The organism is Sinosporangium siamense (assembly GCF_016863435.1).
Lineage (GTDB): Bacteria > Actinomycetota > Actinomycetes > Streptosporangiales > Streptosporangiaceae > Sinosporangium > Sinosporangium siamense.
The window spans coordinates 43,003-60,834 of the sequence record NZ_BOOW01000022.1; the positions used below are offsets into that span (position 1 = coordinate 43,003).

Here is a 17,832-nt window from a genome sequence, read left to right on the forward strand (position 1 = left end):
GGCTGTTCCCGTGGGACGTCCCTGCCCGGTAGTGCCTGCGCTACCCGCCCACTGGCGGACGCTCCACTTCGACCTTGGGTGTCCGTGGGATGGTTCGCGATGACTCCGCTCCGTAGCGTTGAGGATATAGAACCTCACAAGGAGTCACTACATATGCGTAAGTCATCGCTCGCCGCCGCCGTCGGGATCGTCACCGTTGGGGCGGTACTCGTCGCCGGGGCGCCCGCTGCGGCCTCGCCCTCGAAGATGCAGGCCGCGATAGACACCCTGGTACGGGACGGGGGCGTCGTGGGCGCTCAGGTGAAGCTGACGGCGAACGGACGCGAGCAGAACCTGCGTGCCGGAGTGGCGAAGATCGATGGCGACCGCCCGGTGCCGGAGAGCGGCAACTTTCGGATCGGCAGCGTGACCAAGCAGTTCACCGCGACCGTCCTCCTCCAGCTCGCGGGAGAGGGCAAGATCGCCCTGGACGAGCCGGTGAAGACCTATCTGCCGGGACTGCTGCCGAAGGAGGACAAGATCACGTCGCGGATGATCCTGCAGCACACGGCGGGTATCCCCAACTACACCAACATGATCGAGACAGGGGGCGAGGGATATCTGGAGAACCAGAAGCGGCGCTTCACCGACCAGGAGATCGTGGACATCGCGCTGGCCAAGCCGCTGGACTTCGAGCCCGGCACCAAGTTCTCCTACTCCAACACCGGCTACGTCGTCGCCGGAATGCTGATCAAGGCGGTCACCGGCAACACCTGGCAGAGCGAGGTCACCAAGCGCATCGCCAAGCCTCTCGGCCTGCGCGACACCTCCGCGCCGCAGTACTCGACAGGCATCCCCGGTCCCAACGCCCACGGCTACGTCAAGACCAAGGACGGCTTCGCAGACGTCACGCGCCTCAGCCCGAGCATCGCCGGCGCGGGAGGCGCCATGATCTCCAGCACGGCCGACCTGACCACCTACATGTCCGCCCTGCTCGGCGGCAGGCTTCTCAAGCCCGCGCAGTTCGCCGAGATGAAGAAGACCATCACGGTCAGCCCTGAGTACGGTCTCGGCCTGCGTGTCCTCCCGACCACCTGCGGAAAGACGATCATCGGCCACACCGGCGGCATCCCCGGCTGGCTGACCGCGTCCTTCACCACCCCGGACGGCAAGGTCAAACTGGCCGCCTCCGTCAACGAGAAGGAGGAGACCGACATCGAACTCTTCCACAAGATGGTCGACGTCGCCTTCTGCGGCTGATCCGCACGGCAACGAGTCCGCGGCCACGCCCGACGGCTGATCGCCGATTGCGTTCGCCTGGGCACAATGGATGACCTGGCCGACCTCCGGTTGGTCAAGTGGGCTCACATGCTCGGCTCCCGTGCTTTGGGATGGCGTGATGACTCATTGAGAAGCACAGCAACCTGAAGGATGGCCCGAAGCCTCTGCCTCCCGCCCGACTTCATGACCTACGCCACGTCCACGCAACCACCTTGCTCCTCGCAGGCGTGTCCGTCCATGTCAGTAGCGGCACGGCTCGGGCACACAGATCCCGCAGTCACGCTGCGGGTCTACGCTCACGTGATCTCCGAGCAAATGACCTGTGCAGCCGATGTCTTCGCTCAAGCCGTCGACGGCGAAGCCCCTGAGACCGCCGATGAGGGCTGTTAGCAAGCCTGTTAGCAAGAAGGCCCCTTGCATGATCGCAAGGGGCCTTTCAGCTGCGAGCCGACGAGGGGAATCGAACCCCTGACCTGCTGTTTACAAGACAGCCGCTCTGCCGATTGAGCTACGTCGGCGCGACCAAACAGCATAGCCGCTTCTTAAGATCAGTGACAGCGGGATCTTGAGGTTGGCTGTGCTGTGCCGTACGGATCAAGCATAGGTGGTCGAGGGGGTCACCGGCGGCGGAGGCGGGCGATTTCGTAGAGGGCGATGCTTGTGGCGACGCCGGCGTTGAGGGATTCGGCGGCGGCGTGCATCGGGATGCGGACGATCACGTCGCAGTGTTCGCGGACCAGGCGGGACAGGCCTTTGCCCTCGGAGCCCACGACCACCACGAGGGGGTCGACGGCGAGTTCAAGGTCGCCGAGCTCGGTGGGGCCGGCGCCGTCGAGGCCGACGACGAAGAGGCCGGCCTCGCGGTATTCGCGCAGGGTGGAGGTCAGGTTGGCGGCGCGGGCGACCGGGAGGTTGGCGAGGGTGCCGGCGGAGGTCTTCCAGGCGCCGGCGGTGACGCCGGCGGAGCGGCGCTGGGGGACGACGATGCCGTGGGCGCCGAAGGCGGTCGCGGAGCGGGCGATCGCGCCGAGGTTGCGGGGGTCTGTGACGCTGTCCAGGGCGACGATCAGGGGCACCTCGGCGGCGTCATGGGCGATGCCCAGGAGGTCTTCGGGGTGGGCGTATTCATATGGCGGGATCTGAAGGCCGAGGCCCTGGTGGTGGGTGCCGTTGGTGAGGCGGTCGAGCTTTTCGCGGCTGACCTCCAGGAGGGCGATGCCGCGGTCGGCCGCCAACTTGATCGACTCGCGGACGCGGTCGTCGCTGTCGATGCGCTGGGCGACGTAAAGCACGGTCGCGGGGACACCCGCGCGGAGCGCCTCGACGACGGGGTTGCGGCCGCCGACGATCTCGCTTGTGTCGTCGCGCTTGGGGCGGCGGGCCTGGGCGGGCTGCTGGGCGCCGCCCGCGGGGGCTGCGGCGCGCTTGCGGTCCTTGAACCAGTGCCGCATGTGTGCGGGCGGGGTCGCGCCCTTGCCCTCAAGGGAGCGGCGGACTTTGCCGCCTGTGCCCTTGGAGGGACCTTTTTTCTTCGAGGGCCTACCCGAGGATGCCCTTCCGCCACCAGCCATGGTCTCTAGGGTACGGCCTGGCGCACGTGGCCCGGACGGCAGACGAGTGCGCAAAAGACGAAAAAGGGCCCCGGCGGTCACCGGGGCCCTGAGGTGGTCAGTGGGCGAGTTCCCAGCGGGATCCCTGGGGGGTGTCCTCCACCACGATGCCCGCCGAGGCGAGGCGCTCGCGGATGGCGTCGGCCGCCGCGTAGTCCTTGCGCTCGCGGGCGGCCTGGCGCTGCTCCAGGGCCACGGCCACGAGGGCGTCGACGACGCCGCGCAGGCCGGCGCCGTCGGTGCCGCCGCGCCACTGCTCGGAGCGGGGGTCGAGGCCGAGGACGTCGAGCATGTTCTGGGTCTCGGCGAGGAGCCGGGCGACCTGCTCCTTGTTGCCCTGGGCTAGGGCGACGTTGCCTTCGCGCACGACCTCGTGGACGACGGCGAGCGCCTGGGGCACACCGAGATCGTCGTTGAGGGCGTCGGCGAACGCCTGCGGGAGCGGGGCGTGGGCGTCGACGTCGTGGATGACCTCGGCGGCACGGGTGACGAAGCCCTCGATGCGGCGGTAACCGGCCGCCGCCTCGCTGAGAGCGTCGTCGGAGTAGTCGATCACCGAGCGGTAGTGCGGCGCCACCAGGTAGTAACGCAGCTCGACCGGGCGGACCTTCTGCAGCATCTCCGGGATCAGCAGGGAGTTGCGCAGCGACTTGCTCATCTTCTCGCCGCCGAGGGTGAGCAGGCCGTTGTGCAGCCAGAACCGGGCGAACCCGTCTCCCGCCGCCTGTGACTGCGCCAGCTCGTTCTCGTGGTGCGGGAAGATCAGGTCAAGCCCGCCGCCGTGGATGTCGAAGGTCGGCCCGAGATACTTGGTCGCCATGGCCGAGCACTCAAGGTGCCAGCCGGGGCGCCCTAGGCCCCACGGGGTCTGCCAGGTCGGCTCGCCCGGCTTTGCGGCCTTCCATAGGGCGAAGTCACGCGCGTCGCGCTTGGCGGAGTCGGACTCGGTGTCACCGGCCCGGAGCATGTTCTCCAGGCGCTGGTGCGACAACGAACCGTAGCGGTCGGCATAGGACATGACGTCGAAGTAGACATCGCCGTCCGCCTCGTAGGCGTGGCCCCGGTCGATGAGCCGCTTCATCAGCTCGATCATCTCGGGCACATGCCCCGTCGCCCGCGGCTCGACCGTGGGCGGCAGGCAGCCAAGCGCCTGGTATGCCCACGTGAAGGCCCTTTGGTTGCGCTCGGCGACGACGAACCACGGCACGCCTTCCTCGGCCGCCACCCGGATGATCTTGTCATCGATGTCGGTGACGTTCCTGCAGAAGGAAACCTCGTAGCCCGAACGTTCCAGCCAACGGCGCAACACGTCGAAGTTGACGCCCGATCGGATATGCCCGATGTGGGGCGGCGCCTGCACGGTGGCCCCACACAGGTATATCGACGCCCGACCGGTCTCGATCGGAACGAATTCTCGGATCGCACGCGCACTGGTGTCGTAAAGGTGCAGGCTCACGAGGCAAGGCTAATGCCTTAGCCCCCCTTACAAGCCGTGATGCGGCACGTTGGGTGTCGGTAATGGGACGCGGAACGCCGAACTACCCGCCGATCCTGCCGTCAACCGCCATCATCAGCCACTTCCCCAACAAACCCCTGTCTTTCCCCAGAGACCCCTCAAGATTCCCTCTTACCGCCTCTTACGGCAGAGCCCACCTGCCCCGGAGCACCGCTCCCCCAAGGTCCCCGGCCCGCGCCACGCGCCGACGAACCTCCTCGCCGCCACGGCGAGAACCCGGCCACCCGACCGGGCCACCCGGTGCGGGCGAGCACCCGCACAGCTCCGATCACGGCGTCCTCTGCACAACCACTCGACACGCACGGGCGCGCCCCCGACAAGGCAACGGCCCCGCGCGCGACCGGCTCAGCCCCAGTGAATGACCTTCTCCGGCACGACCCGCACGATCACCCGCTGGTTGCCCGGCTGGTCGGTGAACGGCTGCCCGGTGTATTTGTGAGACAGCTCCTGGATCAACTCCCCCTCCGGGTCGTCGACCATGACCACGCTGCCCCGCACCTCGACATAGTGGTAGGGGTTCTCAGGGTCGACCACGAGCACAGACGTGCGGGCGTCACGCTCGAAGTTGCGGTGCTTGCGCCGCCCCTTGGCCGTCGAGAACAACACGTCGTCGCCGTCGGACTTGGCCCACACCACGCTGGACTGCGGGCTGCCGTCAGGGTTGAGGCTGGTCACGGTGACGAAGTTGGGGTCGTTGAAGAGCTTCCGGGCGCCGTCGGACAGGGTGGGCATGATCTCCCCCTTGATAAGAGTCCAGGACTCTCGATCATTTCACAGCGCTCCCATCGCACCGGCATTGCCCCGATCACTCGAAGGCCTGGTTCTGTAGGCTCGAACGGCCATGGATGAAATTCCCCCCGCCGCAGGCAGGCATCGCGACCCATCCACCTCTTCGACGCCGGCTGCCGTTGATCGCGGTTCCGGCAGGTTGGCGTCGGCTCTCCACCACATCGGGGTCGCACTCGCGGGCCTCGGGGTCGTGCTGCTCGCCGGTGTGGCATGCGTGTTGTCCTTTGACGATCTTCGCGAGCTGGCGATCAGCGGCCGGGCCGCACCCGGACTGGCCTATCTCTATCCGGCGGGGTTTGACGCCCTCCTGGCCGTAGCGCTGATCAGCATGCTGCTTTTGTGGTCCGGCAGGTTCCTGGCCCGGCTTCAAGCGGCTTTCGTGCTCATCGTGCTGATCGCCGCCGCAGCGTGGGCCAACCTGTCCAACGCGTTGCGCCTGGTGGTCGACGAGCGCGTGGCGACGATCGTCGTGGCGGTGGCGCCGTGGGCCATGGTCGCCATCGCGCTGTGGTTGTGGTTCCTGGTCATCGCGCACGCCCGCAGCCGACGGGTGTCACGTGACCGGTCACCGCACGAGACCGGCAGCGACCTCGTCCCCTTCGCGGCCTCCCCGGAGCGCCGGCATACCGACGAGGTGGAGTTCCACCCGATCGACGAGCGGCGAGACACGCGGGATCTGCCCGATGACACGCGGCGGGAGCGTACGGAGCGGACCGACAGGTTCGACGACGCCTACGACGGCGGCCACGCTTCGGACGAGCACAAGCCGGACGAGCACAAGCCGGACGAGCGCAGGCCGAATGAGCAGGCCCCGGACGAGCGCGCGTTCATTGTCTCCGCCGTGGCCGCGACGGAGGAGTTACCCGTCCTGCGCAAGGCCGACTCCCCACCGCCCGAGCACACCCCAGCGGCACAGGACACCTCAGCCGAAACCCCCCCGGCCATGCCGGACACCACTTCCCCCGCCCCCGAGCACACCACGGTCACACAGGACACTCCCCCCGAGGACACCACATCCCCAAGGGCCCCACACACGCCCCCCGAACCCGCTCCCCCAATGACCGACCCGGACGACCGCGACACCGCCCCGCACGCCGTGCTCGACCTCCCGCAGCCGACCCCGGTCACCTCCGGCAAGCCCGAAGCCGACACGGCCCAAGAAGACACCCCCGCCAAGCCAAAGGCCGAGACGGCCCAGGAGGACAAGCCCGGCGACAAGTCCGAGACACCCCCGGAGCGCCGCCCGCAGCGCCCGCTGAGATGGGGGGACCTGGTCAGACCCAACCCGGGGGATGTTCTCGTGCACCCCCGCCCGGAGGACCCCACTCCCCCGCAGGAGATCACCGACCGGGACTCCCCCACGCAACCCGTCCGCGCCCCCCGCACAGCCACACCGGCCGCAGACACCCCCAAGCCCCCGCAGAAGGCCACCCGCAAACCCCGCCAAGGCGCGCAGGGCGCCGGCAAGCCGGCTTCCGCCGCACGGTCCTCCGCGTCGAAGTCGCGTGTGAAGCCGGCAACATCGCCGGATGAGGACACCGAGCCGCACCCCGTGGTGTCCGAGAAGGCCCCCAAGCCCCGCACACGTGCCCCCAAAGCCCAGGAGACCGCCTCAGAGCCCTCCGAACCGGTTTCCGGCGAGAGAGACGACACGGGGGACACAATGCCCATGTCGCCGCCCTCAGGGCGTATGCGGAGCACTCCGCGGCCTCCCGAGACCGACTCCGCGCCTGCCAAAGAGTGACCGACATGCCCGAGCCGGGTTCACGTCCATGCGTGAACCCGGCTCTGTGGGGTCGGAGGTGCTGTGAGGTATCGGTCGAACGGATCAGACCTTGCCGCTGGATCCGCGTTGTTTGAGCGTGGCCACCAGCCCGACACCGATGACAGCAAGAACGATCTGGAGAACAAGCTCGATCCAGTCGATGCCTGGAGTCGTGGCCACCCCCAGCCATTGGGCGATCAGCGTGCCGATGAGCGCGGCGACGATTCCGACGACGATGGTGAGGATCCATCCGATGGCCTGCCTGCCCGGAAGCAAAAGGCGGCCGAGAACGCCGATGATCGCACCGATGACGATGGCACCGAGAATGGACTGGATTGTCATATCTACCTCCCCGTGAGGTGACCCCTGCACACTCACGTGTGAGTAGGGCTTACCCGGATTCACGCAGATAATCCACATATGAGAAGTCGCCGAGGTCACACACACTCGGCTCCTGATCAGGAGAGATCCACGGGGATCGATATTGAAGAGCGGCGGCCCAGACCGCGCCAGTGCAGGACCGCCGCCCACGGGGTTCGACGAGCATTCGGTGGTGCTCGTCATGGATGCCGGCAACACATCCAGATATACGACGCCGCCCAATCACAATCGGTTTGCTTCTTCTTGATGAAGATTTGAACTTTGATTGTTAAGGCAGACGCCGTATGACCAGGGCTGTCGCGACCGCCGCGATACCCTCGCCGCGACCGGTCAGCCCGAGGCCGTCGGTCGTGGTGGCGGTGAGTGTCACGGGCGCGTCGACAGCGGCGCTGAGGACCTTCTCGGCCTCCACGCGACGCGGAGCGAGTTTAGGCCGGTTGCCGATGATCTGGATCGCCACATTGCCGATCTCGAAGCCGGCCTCGCGCACAAGGCGCGCGGTCTCTTGCAAAAAGTCGGGGCCGCAGGCGCCTTCCCAGCGCGGGTCCGCGGTGCCGAACACCGAACCCAGATCACCGAGCCCGGTGGCCGACAAGAGCGCGTCACAGGCGGCGTGCGCGGCGGCATCGCCGTCTGAGTGACCCGCGAGACCGGTCTCGCCGGGCCAGTGGAGCCCCGCGAGGTGAAGGTCGCGGCCGGATGCGAACGGGTGGACGTCTACTCCGACGCCCACCCTTGGAAGTGTCGTGTTCAGGAGTTGAGGACCTCGTCGAGCAGGGCTTCGGCCTTGTCCTCATTGGTCTTCTCTGCAAGGGCGAGCTCGCTGACGAGGATCTGACGCGCCTTGGCCAGCATGCGCTTCTCGCCTGCGGACAGGCCGCGCTCCCGGTCGCGACGCCATAGGTCGCGAACCACCTCGGCCACCTTGTTGACGTCGCCTGAGGCGAGCTTCTCTAGATTGGCCTTGTAACGGCGTGACCAGTTAGTGGGCTCTTCGGTGTGCGGCATCCGAAGGACGTCGAACACGCGCTCAAGGCCCTCTTGTCCGACCACGTCGCGAACACCGACCAGCTCGGCGTTTTCCGCCGGCACCTGCACCGTCAGGTCGCCCTTGTCGACCTTGAGCACCAGGTAGGTCTTTTCCTCACCTTTAATGGACCGGGTCGTGATTGCTTCGATCCGTGCAGCCCCATGGTGGGGGTAGACGACAGTGTCGCCGACCTGGAAAGTCATGTGACAAGTACCCCTTCCGCTGTACTCCAGGGTACCACGCGCCAACAGCCTCCCGGAACAGTGAAATCACCATAACTGCAGGTCAACGCCTCATATTAGGGCTTGACAAACCGTCAACTCTATGAATCGCATTGGTCTACATAGCGGATGACCTGCACAAGACGCAAGGGCGCACGCTCCCTCATACCCACCCGGTCCCATTCCATGTATGGCTTAAACGCGCCTATGCCGTACCCCAAAAGGATCACTTGTGGCGACATGAAGCCCCGCCGTCCGACACCCCCTCAGCGAGGGGTGCCGGGGTAACCACGCCAGGGCGCGGATAGGGTTGTCGGAGCTAAATCCGCGCTACTCAAGCGCGCCCGAAATATCCGCGCGTGCACCCGCACGCGCCACACCCAAGGAGATCCCCGCCGTGAGCCCCAGCCGTCGCCTCGCGCTCGCCGCAGGCGCGTTCCTCGCCGCAGCCCCGGCGCTGGCCGGCTGCGCCGCCGGATTCGACTCCGTCGTCGAAAGGCCGTACTCCCCGACCGAGGCGGCGACGCTCAAGACCGACCGGCTCACCATCTCGCAGGCGTTCCTGCTCGGCCCCGACGCCGGCGGCAACCTTCCCGCCGGCGGCAGCAGCCCGCTCTACCTGTCGCTCGTCAACACCGGCCAGGCCCCCGACACCCTGACCGGCGTCACCGCCGAGGGCGTCGGCACCGTCAAGATCGCCCAGCCGATCGCGCTCCCCGTCAACGAGTTCGTCTCCACCGCGGGCACCCCGCCCAAGGTCAACGTCGAGGGCCTGGCCAAGCCCCTCCGCGGCGGCGAGAGCGTCAAGGTGACCCTTCAGTTCGCCAACGCGGGCAACATCGCGATCCACGTCCCGGTCATCACGCGCAGCCGCGAGTTCGCCAACCTCCCGGCGGTCACCGGCGCCGTCGCCCCGCCCGCCCCCGCGCCCAGCGCCTCCCAGCCGGCCGACGGCGGCGGCGGCCACTGACCCCGCACTCACGCACTCTGTCGCACACCACCGCGACATGTGAGGCGCCGGCCAGACGGCCTGCCGGCGCCTACACCCAGCCCATCACGCGGCGGGAGCCGGCCCCGAAAGACGGCCCCCGCCGCGTCGCCGTTCACGCCGCGCAACCGGGTCCCAACGGCCGGCCGTCCCAACCGCGCCGCTTCTCCACCGGGCAGTCTCCGCAGCACAACGCGCCTACCAGGCAGCCGTGCCCCAGGTGCCGCCGGCCCCACTGTGCAGCCGCCTGCCGCGTGCGGCCGTGCCCACGCACAACCGTCTCCCTCCGCCCCCGCCGCACCATGATCTCCACCAGCCCCCATCGCCCCACGACGCCAGCCGAGGACTTCCGCAGCTCACGCTAGCCCTGGGCACCGTTCCACGAGGTGGCCGAGGTGGAGGCGTCTCCACCAGCCCCACCGCACAGCCGTCTCCACCCGCCCCTCTCGACTGCGACGCCATCTCCGATCCGATGCGTGGAAGGCGATCACGAGCGTCACTACATGGCGTGGGGCGCGCTGCCTATAGTGGGATGGGTGCCGACCCGCGGAGAGCCTCGCAGCAGTCCCCGTGCTGTTCGCCGGTGGGGAACTGGCGTATGTGGCGCCCGTGAAGATGCCCAGCCATGTGAGAGCGTCTCCCACTGATCGTCGGGGTCGGGCGACGGCCGCCCGCCGGCGTAGAACCGCCGAGCGGACCGCGCCCCGGGGCGTCACCCGCGTTCAGGGCCCGGGGGGTGCGAGCCTACCGCCCGTCGGACGCGACCATAGACAACCCGGTCCACCGAGGATGCATCAGGAGGCCCATGATGGCCTTCCGGACACGGTTCAAGCGACGCGCGGCCCGCGTGGCGGCGGGAACCGCCGCCCTCGCCGCCACGTTCGCCATCAGCGCCACCACGGCCTTCGGCTCGGCGCGCGGCGTCGACTGGACAGCCGTGGGCAATGCCATCGGCCGTCCCTTGGACGCCGAGGCGCAGAATGTGCACACCGCCGAATGGCTGCGCACCGACCTGCATGTGGTCAACGCCGGGGTGACCGAGAACCCGGGCATGGAACTGGGCGCCGAAGCCGCCTTCCATGAGACGACGCCCGGCAAGGCCGTCATGATCGGCGAGGCCACTCTCACCGGCGGTGAGGTGAACAAGGTGGCCGATCGCCTGCAGCAGGGCGGCGTCTTGATCACCGCGCTGCACAAGCACATCCAAGACGAGACTCCACGCCTGTGGTGGATGCACTACGCCGGTTACGGCGACCCGGTCCAGATCGCCCGCACCGTGCACTCCGCGCTCGCGGAGACCGGCATGCCACTCAACTCCGAGCCGGCCGGCAAGCCCACGATCAACCTCGACACCCACACCCTTGACCGCGTCATCGGCGCCAAGGGCGACAACGTGAACGGCGTTCTGCAATATCACGTCCCGGTCACCCAGAAGATCACCGACACCCGCGCCGGAATCACGCTGCCCTCCCCTATGGAGGCGTCCACGATGCTGATGTTCCAGCCGCTTGGCGGCGGGCGGGCGGCGGTCAACGGCGACTTCGCCATGACCGCCGATCAGGTGAATCCGGTCATCCGCGCGCTACGCTCCCACGGCCTGACCCTGGTCGAGCTGCACAACCACATGTTGTATGAGCAGCCCCGCCTGTTCTACCTGCACTTCTGGAAGACGGGCGATGCCACCACCCTGGCCCATGCTCTGCGCGCCGGCCTCGATCAGGCCAAGGGCACTCACTGAACCGGCCGTTGGGCACGCGTGTGCAGGCCGTCGTCGCGGCAAGCTCGGCTCTCCTCCGCACGCCGGCCTACGGCCCGCCGTGCGGAGGAGAGCCACAGGCCGCCGTGCGGCGGCCTGCGGCCCGCCGGTCACTCCCTCGCGATAGCGCCGCGGCACGCCGCAGGTCACGACCAAGCGGTGCCGCTGATCCTGCCGGGTCTCGCGCGAGCCCAACTCCTCAGTATGTGGTGAGGCATTTGTGAACCACTGTCGCGGGCGGTGACCGGCGAAGCCGCGATCTATTTCTTTACCAAATGTGATCAAGACAGGCGTTTCCCCCGAACACCTTCTCCATGCCACCGATCCTTCAACTGCCTGCTGGTTACAATGAGCGTCCAGCCCGGTCACACCGCCCCGGCCAAAGGCACATTTATACAGGCCAGAGGCCTATAGGCGCGCTTACCCAGGGGACAGCGGATAGGGTGGATAAAGATCGACAATCTTCAGGCGGGCCGGCTCTCCGGCCCGCCCGCACATATCCGCCAATACTTGGCGGAGCCCTAGCCCGGACCTGCTCAGGAGTTGTGAGATGGTCATGCGTGGGTTTGCCGTAATAGGCCGCCCCCTGATCACTAGGGCAGCCGCCGTTGTGGCGATATTGTGCCTAATTTCGGGCACGATGCTGGGGTGCACCGAACCGGCGGCCGAGCCGGCGACTCCCCCTGTGCCGTTCGAGGTGGGCCCCCGCGCACCCGTCGTCGCCGTGCTCGGGGACAGCTTCACCGTGGGCTCGGGCCCCGTGCGCACATGGGACAGCTACGCTGCCTGGACGGCGCGCGAGCTCGGCTGGCATCTCGTGGTGGCGGGCGCCGCGGGCACGGGCTATGTGAACACGGGGCGGGTGGGGCGCGACTTCCAACGCTCGTTCATGTACGAGTTGTCGTGGCGCCCCGCACCGGACCTGCTGATCGTCTCCGGCGGCCACAACGACCGCCGGCTTCGCCCGGCCCTGGTCTATTTCGCCGCGGCCAAGCTGCTGCGCACCGTACGCACACACTGGCCGCGCACCAGGATCGTGGTCATGGGCCCCATCTGGATGGGCTATATGCCGAGGTGGGCGTTGTCCGTGCGCGACGCGGTGGCGCTCGCGGCGGCGAAGGCCAAGGTGACCTTTCTCGACCCCCTGGAGAGGCGGTGGGTCACTCCGCACAGCGCCATGGGCATGCTGCTGCCTGACGGAGTCCACCCGACGCACCAGGGCCACATGCGCCTCGCCCGCTGGCTGACCGACTCCCTCCGGACCCGCGGCGTCACATGACGCCGCGGGGCAGGCGACGTCAGGGCATCAGGGCCCGGCGAAGGTCACCAAGGCCCGTAAGGACCGGAGTTCCCGTTCTTCCCCACCTCGCTGACGGCGGGCCGCACGTCGGCCATGTAAATCCCCGAAGCGATCACCGAGGCAATCACAAACAGGTTCAGCTGCGACAAACCGCCAAGGCCGAAGTAGCCCACAGCCGACATGAAGGAGAAAACGCTGGCCAACGAAAGAATGATCAGCCACAGCCTCTTGGTCTGCTTCCCCGTGACCGCGAAGGCCCTGGCGGGGGTGCGGATCGCGTGGATCAGCGCGAAGGCCGACATGCCGAAGGCGCAGATCGCGAGACCCCACATGATGAGGTCCAGGACGCTGTAAAGCATGGTCGCTCCAGTGGTCTGCATTTCGCCGGCCTTCTCGGGGTCGGCGAGGTCCACCCTAAACGGTGCCACGCCACCGTGGGAGGGACCGACCCCGTCAAGGCCATGATCTCTACATTCACTCACATGTCAGGACACACCTCGTGGCCATATCGTGATCGGATCCCACGAAGTGCCCTATGACCAAAAACGGCGATGTGGCCCGTCCCCCACGGATCCGGACCACATCACCGATGCGTAACAACTAGCGGGGGGCAGAGGCGCTCCGCGGACGGCGGGTGCCGGCCTGTCGGCGGGCCGGGGCCTTGCGGGCCGTGCCGGTCGTGGCGGTGTCCAGCTCGGCCGGGCCGCCCCCGTTCTTGCTCACAACCTGGCGCCCACGGCTGGCGAACTCGTCGTAGAGCTTGCCCGCGCGGTCCGTCAACCTGTCGGCATATCCCTTGGCCAAGCCAGGAATGTCCCGGGCATATCCCTCAGCCCTGGCGGCATATTCACGGGCCGTCTCACGCAGCTCGGGCGTGCGCGACTGGAGCCGGTGAAGCTGCTCGGGCAGATCCCGGAGCTTCTCCATAGCGAGATCGCTCGCGCCGGCCACGGCGTAAAACGGCTTCGTCTCAGTGAGCTTTCTCACCTCGGTGGCGAGTGTCATAGCTTGTTAACCTTTCCATCCGGTGTGGCGTGACCGTCCACCGAGGGTTTCTCCCCCTTAAAGGGCTCAAGTGCGGCGAGAAACTCCTCGGGCAGCGGTGAGTCGTCCTGCGGGACCGCGGAAGCCGTGAACGCGGATGTCGCGGGTGTCGCAGGCATGTCGTCCCCCGTCGTTCCTGGCTGAGGACTGCCATCCTCAGCCAGGAACGCAACCTGGTTTTCCTTGCGGAACGACTCGTAGATGTCGATCAGCACCTGGCGCTGCCGCTCGGTGATGAACGTGTCGGCCCTGATCGCCGCCGCGACGTCGCTGGGCGGCTCGCGGTCCTCCATCAGGCCGGCACGCACATAGAGCGCCCGGGCGGAGATGTGCAACCCCTTGGCGATCTGGTTGAGGATCTCCGCGCTCGGCTTGCGCAGGCCGCGCTCGATCTGGCTCAGGTAGGGGTTGGAGACCCCCGCCGACGCGGCGAGCTGACGCAGCGAGATCTTCGCCTGCGTCCGCTGCTCGCGGATGTATTCACCGATCGAGCCGACTTTGGGTAGTGCCATGCGTCCATTGTGCGGCACGGGTGCTTGCAATTGCAAACTCATTGGCTAACACTTGCAAGCACTTGTCTCATCAAGAGACGGTGCGGCGGCGGTAACACCGCCGTGACACCGGAGCACGATCAGGAGGGGAGCAGCCAGAGCAGCGGTGCCGACGCCGACAGCATGACGGCGAAGCCCACCACCGAGATCCGGAAGCGCCGCGGCAAAGCGGACTGCGGCGTGATGAGACGCTCGACCCGCGCCATCACCCCCGAGTTGGCGCCAAGGGCACCACTGGGGGTGGGGACGGATCCCGCCGTGCCAAACCGCAGCAAGGCCGTGGCGAGGCGCCGCGGAGAGCAGAAACGCCTCGCCCGATCGTCGGCCGCCATCTCGATGAGCAACTCGACCGACGACTGAGCCCCCCGCACCACACCCGAGAACGGCATGGCCCGGCACAAGGCCGCGAACGGCAGAAGCACAAGATCGTGGCGCTCACGCGCGTGGGCCGCCTCATGGGCGAGGACGGCGGTGAGCTCGTCCGGCGAGAGCAGGGCGAGGGTCCCCGCACTGACGACGACCTGGGACCGCAGTCCGGGCACGCAGTAGGCGGCGGCGCCGGGATGGTCGACCACCCGCACTCCGGGCACGCCCGGCTCATCCCGTGCGATGAGGGCGAGCAGCATGCGATGCCGGCGACGCGCCCGCAAGGTCTGGAAGGTGGCCCCCACCAGGACGGCCACGAGCACGGTGAACATGGTCATGCCGGCGATGAGCGCCAGCACGTGCGGAAGGTCGAGAGGCATGGTGCCGTGCCCGCCGGTGTAGGCGGCGACCAGGAAGTCACGCAGACCGAGCAGCGCGCCCTTGCCGTAAGGCTCGAACGCGTAGGCGAGCAGCGCGCCGGTGGTGGCGAGCCCCCAGGTGACACCGAGCGCCTGCCAGAGCACGACTGCGGTGTGCGGGGCCCTGGTGGTCCAGCGGGCGGAGTTGAGCCGCCACGCGCCGACGGCGCAGACGATCGCGAGCGCGGCGAGCGCCGCTGCCGCGATCACTCCTCCTCCAGCTCCGTGAGCGCCTTACGGAGGATCTCGGCCTCAGAGCCGGAGACGGCCTGGGCGAACCTGGTGAGTGCCGCGTCGCGGTCACCGGTCATGCCGAGGGCTTCCAGCATCAGCTCGGCGACGTAGGTGTCACGGGTCCCCGCGGACTGGTAACGCCAGGCGCGGCCGTCGCGGGTGCGGATCAGGAAACCCTTGCGGGTCAACCGGTCGAGCACGGTCATGACGGTGGTGGGCGCGAGGTCGCGGCCCTCGATGAGACGTCCGACCTCGCGGGCGGTCACCGGGGAGTTCTGCGCCCAGAGGATGTCCATGATGCTGCGTTCCAGCTCACCCAAACCCTTCACACCTCCCAGGTTAGCGCGGGGACCACGAGCCGTAGTACTACGGGTTGTCGAGTGTGGCCTCACCGAGGTCACAGGGGGTAGAGATGAGGGATGGACATCCGGCTTTTGCAGGGCGACATCACCGACCAGAGGGTCGACGCCGTGGTCAACGCGGCCAATTCCTCGCTTCTCGGCGGCGGCGGTGTCGACGGGGCGATTCACCGGCGCGGCGGGTCCGCGATCCTGGCGGAGTGCAGGGCGCTTCGCGCCGCGAGATACGGCAAGGGCCTGCCGGTCGGCCAGGCCGTCGCGACGACGGGCGGGCTGCTCGCGGCGCGCTGGGTCATCCACACGGTCGGCCCGGTCCACTCGGTCTCGGAGGACCGCTCTCATCTGCTCGCCTCCTGCTATCGGGAGTCGCTGCGGGTGGCCGATGAACTCGGCGCCCATACGGTCGCCTTTCCCGCCGTCTCGACGGGGATTTACGGCTGGCCCATGGACGACGGCGCCCGCATCGCGCTGGAGACGGTGCGGCAGGCCACTACCTCGGTGATCGAGGTGAGGTTCGTACTGTTTGACACCTCAGCCTATGCACACTTTGAGGAAGCATTCAGCCGTTTGGGGTGATCTACCCCACATACCGCCGCGGGGCCACCGCCGACCAGGGGACGGTCATCTCGCCGAGCCGCCACCGCCCGCGCCCGCCGAGGGGCGGGACGGTGGCCACGGGCCACGCCCGGGCCAGGGTCTCGACGGTGGCCAGGAAACGCTGGCGCAAGCCGTACGCCCCATGTGGGGCACACACCGCCCATGCCTGGTCGAAGTCCCGCAGGAGCTCGTAGATCGCCTCTCCGGGGACATTGCGGTGGATGAGCGCCTTGGGAAGGCGTTCTGCGAGGTCCGAGGGGCGCTCGATGCCCGTCAGCCGCGCCGAGAAGGTCAGCGTGCGCGGCCCTTCCTCACCGAGGGTCACCCAGGTGGCCCGGTGGCCGATCTCCGAGCAGGTGCCCTCCACGATCACGCCGCGTGGCGCAAGGCGCCGGCGCATGAGGTCCCACGCCTCAAGCGCCCTCTCCTCGTCATATTGCCGGAGCACGTTGAAGGCCCGCACCACCGTCGGCGGCCGGTCCACCGGCAGCTCGAAGCCGCCGAGCGCGAAGGTCAGCCCCGGCCGGGAGTACGGCGAAGCCGCGGCGACCCTGGCCGGGTCGATCTCCAGTCCGGCCACCTCGGCCCGGGGCACGATCCGGCGCAGACGGGTGAACAGCTCGGTGGTGGTGATGTGGGACGCGCCGTAGCCGAGGTCGACCACGAGCGGCGCGGGTGTGGCGGCGCGCAGCAGGGGGCCGTGCACGGCGGTGAGCCACCGGTCGCACCGCCTGAGCCTGTTGTGCCAGGTGGTGCCCCGGGTGATCTCGCCGACCGGTCGCGCGCGCGTAGACATGGCGGTGCTCAGGTGACCCGGTGGATCTTGTGCTGGGCGGCCTGGGCGCGGGGGCGGATGACCATGCGGTCGATGTTGACGTGGGCGGGCCGGGTGACGCACCAGGCGATGGCGTCGGCCACGTCGTCGGCGGTGAGCGGGCCGGGCACGCCGTCGTAGACCTTGGCGGCGGCCTCGGCGTCGCCGCGGAAGCGCACCAGGGAGAACTCCTCGGTGTGCACCATGCCCGGGGCGATCTCCACGACCCGGACGGGCTGGCCGCACAACTCCAGGCGAAGTGTCTCGGTCATCCCAGTCTGGGCATGTTTAGCCGCTACGTACCCCCCGCCCCCTTCGTAGGAGATCAGCCCTGCGACGCTGGTCAACATGAGCAACACCCCGTCGCCCGACTCGATCAGCTTGGGGAGCAGCGCCCGGGTCACGCGCAGGGTGCCGAGCACGTTGACGTCGTACATCCGCTGCCAGTCGGCGGGATCGGCCTGCGCGACGGACTCAAGGCCGACCGCGCCGCCGGCGTTGTTGATCAGCACGTCGCAGCGGGCGAGGGCGGCCGCGAGCGCGTCCACCGAGCGCTGCGAGGTCACGTCCAGGGTGACCGCGCGCACGCCGGGCACCTCGGCGGCGAGCCTGTCCAGCCGGTCGCGGCGGCGCGCCGCCGCGATCACCTCGAACCCCTCGGCGGCGAGCCGCCGGGCGGTCGCCTCGCCGATGCCGCTGCTGGCTCCGGTCACCACTGCTGTCCTACTCATGACTCGCCATCCTGCCAGCCCGGAGGCCCAACCGGATTTTTCGCATGTCACCGTATTTCGGGGAATCGCAGGATGATTCGGGTGGTTATTACCCCTTCGGA

At 68.2% G+C, this 17,832-nt stretch carries 19 protein-coding genes and 1 tRNA gene; 6 read left to right on the top strand and 14 right to left on the bottom strand.

Translation table 11 applies throughout. From position 1 onward, the window contains the following. Positions 1-153 precede the first annotated feature (153 nt). A complete protein-coding gene (locus Ssi02_RS17460; protein WP_204026756.1) occupies positions 154-1,239 on the top strand; it encodes a serine hydrolase domain-containing protein in 1,086 nt (361 codons plus the stop codon). Between the two features lie 466 nt (positions 1,240-1,705). Here Ssi02_RS17460 and Ssi02_RS17465 read toward each other — a convergent pair. The 4 genes from Ssi02_RS17465 to Ssi02_RS17480 all read right to left on the bottom strand — a co-directional run bounded on the left by Ssi02_RS17465 (position 1,706) and on the right by Ssi02_RS17480 (position 5,118). Continuing rightward, positions 1,706-1,778, bottom strand: a tRNA-Thr gene (locus Ssi02_RS17465). Between the two features lie 99 nt (positions 1,779-1,877). Further along, complete coding sequence (gene rlmB / locus Ssi02_RS17470) at positions 1,878-2,831, bottom strand: 23S rRNA (guanosine(2251)-2'-O)-methyltransferase RlmB (protein WP_204026757.1); 954 nt, start codon at positions 2,829-2,831, stop codon at positions 1,878-1,880. Positions 2,832-2,928: 97 nt separating this feature from the next. Continuing rightward, a complete protein-coding gene (cysS, locus tag Ssi02_RS17475) occupies positions 2,929-4,326 on the bottom strand; it encodes a cysteine--tRNA ligase (RefSeq protein WP_204026758.1) in 1,398 nt (465 codons plus the stop codon). Between the two features lie 405 nt (positions 4,327-4,731). Further along, complete coding sequence (locus tag Ssi02_RS17480) at positions 4,732-5,118, bottom strand: PPOX class F420-dependent oxidoreductase (protein ID WP_204026759.1); 387 nt, start codon at positions 5,116-5,118, stop codon at positions 4,732-4,734. A gap of 196 nt (positions 5,119-5,314) precedes the next feature. Between Ssi02_RS17480 and Ssi02_RS17485 the strand changes: the two genes are divergently transcribed. Continuing rightward, positions 5,315-6,919: a DUF2637 domain-containing protein gene (locus tag Ssi02_RS17485; protein ID WP_204026761.1), complete on the top strand. Its 1,605-nt coding sequence runs from the start codon at positions 5,315-5,317 to the stop codon at positions 6,917-6,919. An 84-nt stretch (positions 6,920-7,003) separates the two neighbouring features. On the opposite strand, the gene Ssi02_RS17490 is transcribed toward Ssi02_RS17485, so the two are convergent. The 3 genes from Ssi02_RS17490 to Ssi02_RS17500 form a co-directional block, all read right to left on the bottom strand. Continuing rightward, on the bottom strand, positions 7,004-7,282 hold the full coding sequence (locus tag Ssi02_RS17490; RefSeq protein ID WP_204026762.1) for a GlsB/YeaQ/YmgE family stress response membrane protein: 279 nt from the start codon (positions 7,280-7,282) through the stop codon (positions 7,004-7,006). 307 nt (positions 7,283-7,589) lie between these two features. Beyond that, entirely contained in the window at positions 7,590-8,054 is a 465-nt protein-coding gene (ispF, locus tag Ssi02_RS17495; protein ID WP_204026764.1) for a 2-C-methyl-D-erythritol 2,4-cyclodiphosphate synthase, read from the bottom strand. A 17-nt stretch (positions 8,055-8,071) separates the two neighbouring features. Then, on the bottom strand, positions 8,072-8,554 hold the full coding sequence (locus tag Ssi02_RS17500; protein WP_020544658.1) for a CarD family transcriptional regulator: 483 nt from the start codon (positions 8,552-8,554) through the stop codon (positions 8,072-8,074). Positions 8,555-8,969: 415 nt separating this feature from the next. Here Ssi02_RS17500 and Ssi02_RS17505 point away from each other — a divergent pair, with 415 nt between their 5' ends. The 3 genes from Ssi02_RS17505 (at position 8,970) to Ssi02_RS17515 (ending at position 12,595) form a co-directional block, all read left to right on the top strand. Then, positions 8,970-9,542 carry a copper chaperone PCu(A)C domain-containing protein gene (locus tag Ssi02_RS17505; RefSeq protein WP_204026767.1) on the top strand — a complete coding sequence of 191 codons (573 nt, stop codon included), beginning with the start codon at positions 8,970-8,972 and terminating at the stop codon, positions 9,540-9,542. Positions 9,543-10,368: 826 nt separating this feature from the next. Then, positions 10,369-11,298: an LppY/LpqO family protein gene (locus Ssi02_RS17510; protein ID WP_204026769.1), complete on the top strand. Its 930-nt coding sequence runs from the start codon at positions 10,369-10,371 to the stop codon at positions 11,296-11,298. A gap of 703 nt (positions 11,299-12,001) precedes the next feature. Next, positions 12,002-12,595: an SGNH/GDSL hydrolase family protein gene (locus Ssi02_RS17515; RefSeq protein WP_204026770.1), complete on the top strand. Its 594-nt coding sequence runs from the start codon at positions 12,002-12,004 to the stop codon at positions 12,593-12,595. A gap of 44 nt (positions 12,596-12,639) precedes the next feature. Here Ssi02_RS17515 and Ssi02_RS17520 read toward each other — a convergent pair whose 3' ends face one another. The 5 genes from Ssi02_RS17520 to Ssi02_RS17540 form a co-directional block, all read right to left on the bottom strand. Beyond that, positions 12,640-13,029: a DUF2516 family protein gene (locus Ssi02_RS17520; RefSeq protein ID WP_307825697.1), complete on the bottom strand. Its 390-nt coding sequence runs from the start codon at positions 13,027-13,029 to the stop codon at positions 12,640-12,642. A gap of 187 nt (positions 13,030-13,216) precedes the next feature. Beyond that, positions 13,217-13,621 carry a hypothetical protein gene (locus tag Ssi02_RS17525; protein ID WP_204026771.1) on the bottom strand — a complete coding sequence of 135 codons (405 nt, stop codon included), beginning with the start codon at positions 13,619-13,621 and terminating at the stop codon, positions 13,217-13,219. Then, the gene (locus Ssi02_RS39335) at positions 13,618-14,172 is read right to left on the bottom strand and encodes a helix-turn-helix domain-containing protein (protein WP_204026772.1); all 555 of its coding nucleotides are present in this window, start codon (positions 14,170-14,172) and stop codon (positions 13,618-13,620) included. The genes Ssi02_RS17525 and Ssi02_RS39335 overlap by 4 nt, the downstream gene beginning before the upstream one ends. A gap of 119 nt (positions 14,173-14,291) precedes the next feature. Then, entirely contained in the window at positions 14,292-15,206 is a 915-nt protein-coding gene (locus tag Ssi02_RS17535) for a M56 family metallopeptidase (RefSeq protein WP_204026773.1), read from the bottom strand. Beyond that, a complete protein-coding gene (locus Ssi02_RS17540; RefSeq protein WP_204026774.1) occupies positions 15,203-15,559 on the bottom strand; it encodes a BlaI/MecI/CopY family transcriptional regulator in 357 nt (118 codons plus the stop codon). The genes Ssi02_RS17535 and Ssi02_RS17540 overlap by 4 nt, the downstream gene beginning before the upstream one ends. A gap of 90 nt (positions 15,560-15,649) precedes the next feature. Here Ssi02_RS17540 and Ssi02_RS17545 point away from each other — a divergent pair, with 90 nt between their 5' ends. Beyond that, positions 15,650-16,165: an O-acetyl-ADP-ribose deacetylase gene (locus Ssi02_RS17545; protein WP_204026775.1), complete on the top strand. Its 516-nt coding sequence runs from the start codon at positions 15,650-15,652 to the stop codon at positions 16,163-16,165. A gap of 1 nt (position 16,166) precedes the next feature. Here the strand turns inward: Ssi02_RS17545 and Ssi02_RS17550 are convergent, their stop codons facing one another. Next, a complete protein-coding gene (locus Ssi02_RS17550) occupies positions 16,167-16,982 on the bottom strand; it encodes a class I SAM-dependent methyltransferase (RefSeq protein ID WP_204026777.1) in 816 nt (271 codons plus the stop codon). Positions 16,983-16,990: 8 nt separating this feature from the next. Continuing rightward, positions 16,991-17,731, bottom strand: a complete 741-nt coding sequence (locus tag Ssi02_RS17555; RefSeq protein WP_204026779.1) for an SDR family NAD(P)-dependent oxidoreductase — start codon at positions 17,729-17,731, stop codon at positions 16,991-16,993. Positions 17,732-17,832 lie beyond the last annotated feature (101 nt).

Bases quoted from the DNA above. Each gene is read 5' to 3' on its own strand.
- Ssi02_RS17460 (WP_204026756.1), top strand. From the start codon at position 154: ATGCGTAAGTCATCGCTCGCCGCCGCCGTCGGGATCGTCACCGTTGGG.
- rlmB (WP_204026757.1), bottom strand. From the start codon at position 2,831: ATGGCTGGTGGCGGAAGGGCATCCTCGGGTAGGCCCTCGAAGAAAAAA.
- Ssi02_RS17480 (WP_204026759.1), bottom strand. From the start codon at position 5,118: ATGCCCACCCTGTCCGACGGCGCCCGGAAGCTCTTCAACGACCCCAAC.
- Ssi02_RS17490 (WP_204026762.1), bottom strand. From the start codon at position 7,282: ATGACAATCCAGTCCATTCTCGGTGCCATCGTCATCGGTGCGATCATC.
- Ssi02_RS17500 (WP_020544658.1), bottom strand. From the start codon at position 8,554: ATGACTTTCCAGGTCGGCGACACTGTCGTCTACCCCCACCATGGGGCT.
- Ssi02_RS17510 (WP_204026769.1), top strand. From the start codon at position 10,369: ATGGCCTTCCGGACACGGTTCAAGCGACGCGCGGCCCGCGTGGCGGCG.
- Ssi02_RS17525 (WP_204026771.1), bottom strand. From the start codon at position 13,621: ATGACACTCGCCACCGAGGTGAGAAAGCTCACTGAGACGAAGCCGTTT.
- Ssi02_RS39335 (WP_204026772.1), bottom strand. From the start codon at position 14,172: ATGGCACTACCCAAAGTCGGCTCGATCGGTGAATACATCCGCGAGCAG.
- Ssi02_RS17545 (WP_204026775.1), top strand. From the start codon at position 15,650: ATGGACATCCGGCTTTTGCAGGGCGACATCACCGACCAGAGGGTCGAC.
- Ssi02_RS17550 (WP_204026777.1), bottom strand. From the start codon at position 16,982: ATGTCTACGCGCGCGCGACCGGTCGGCGAGATCACCCGGGGCACCACC.
- Ssi02_RS17555 (WP_204026779.1), bottom strand. From the start codon at position 17,731: ATGAGTAGGACAGCAGTGGTGACCGGAGCCAGCAGCGGCATCGGCGAG.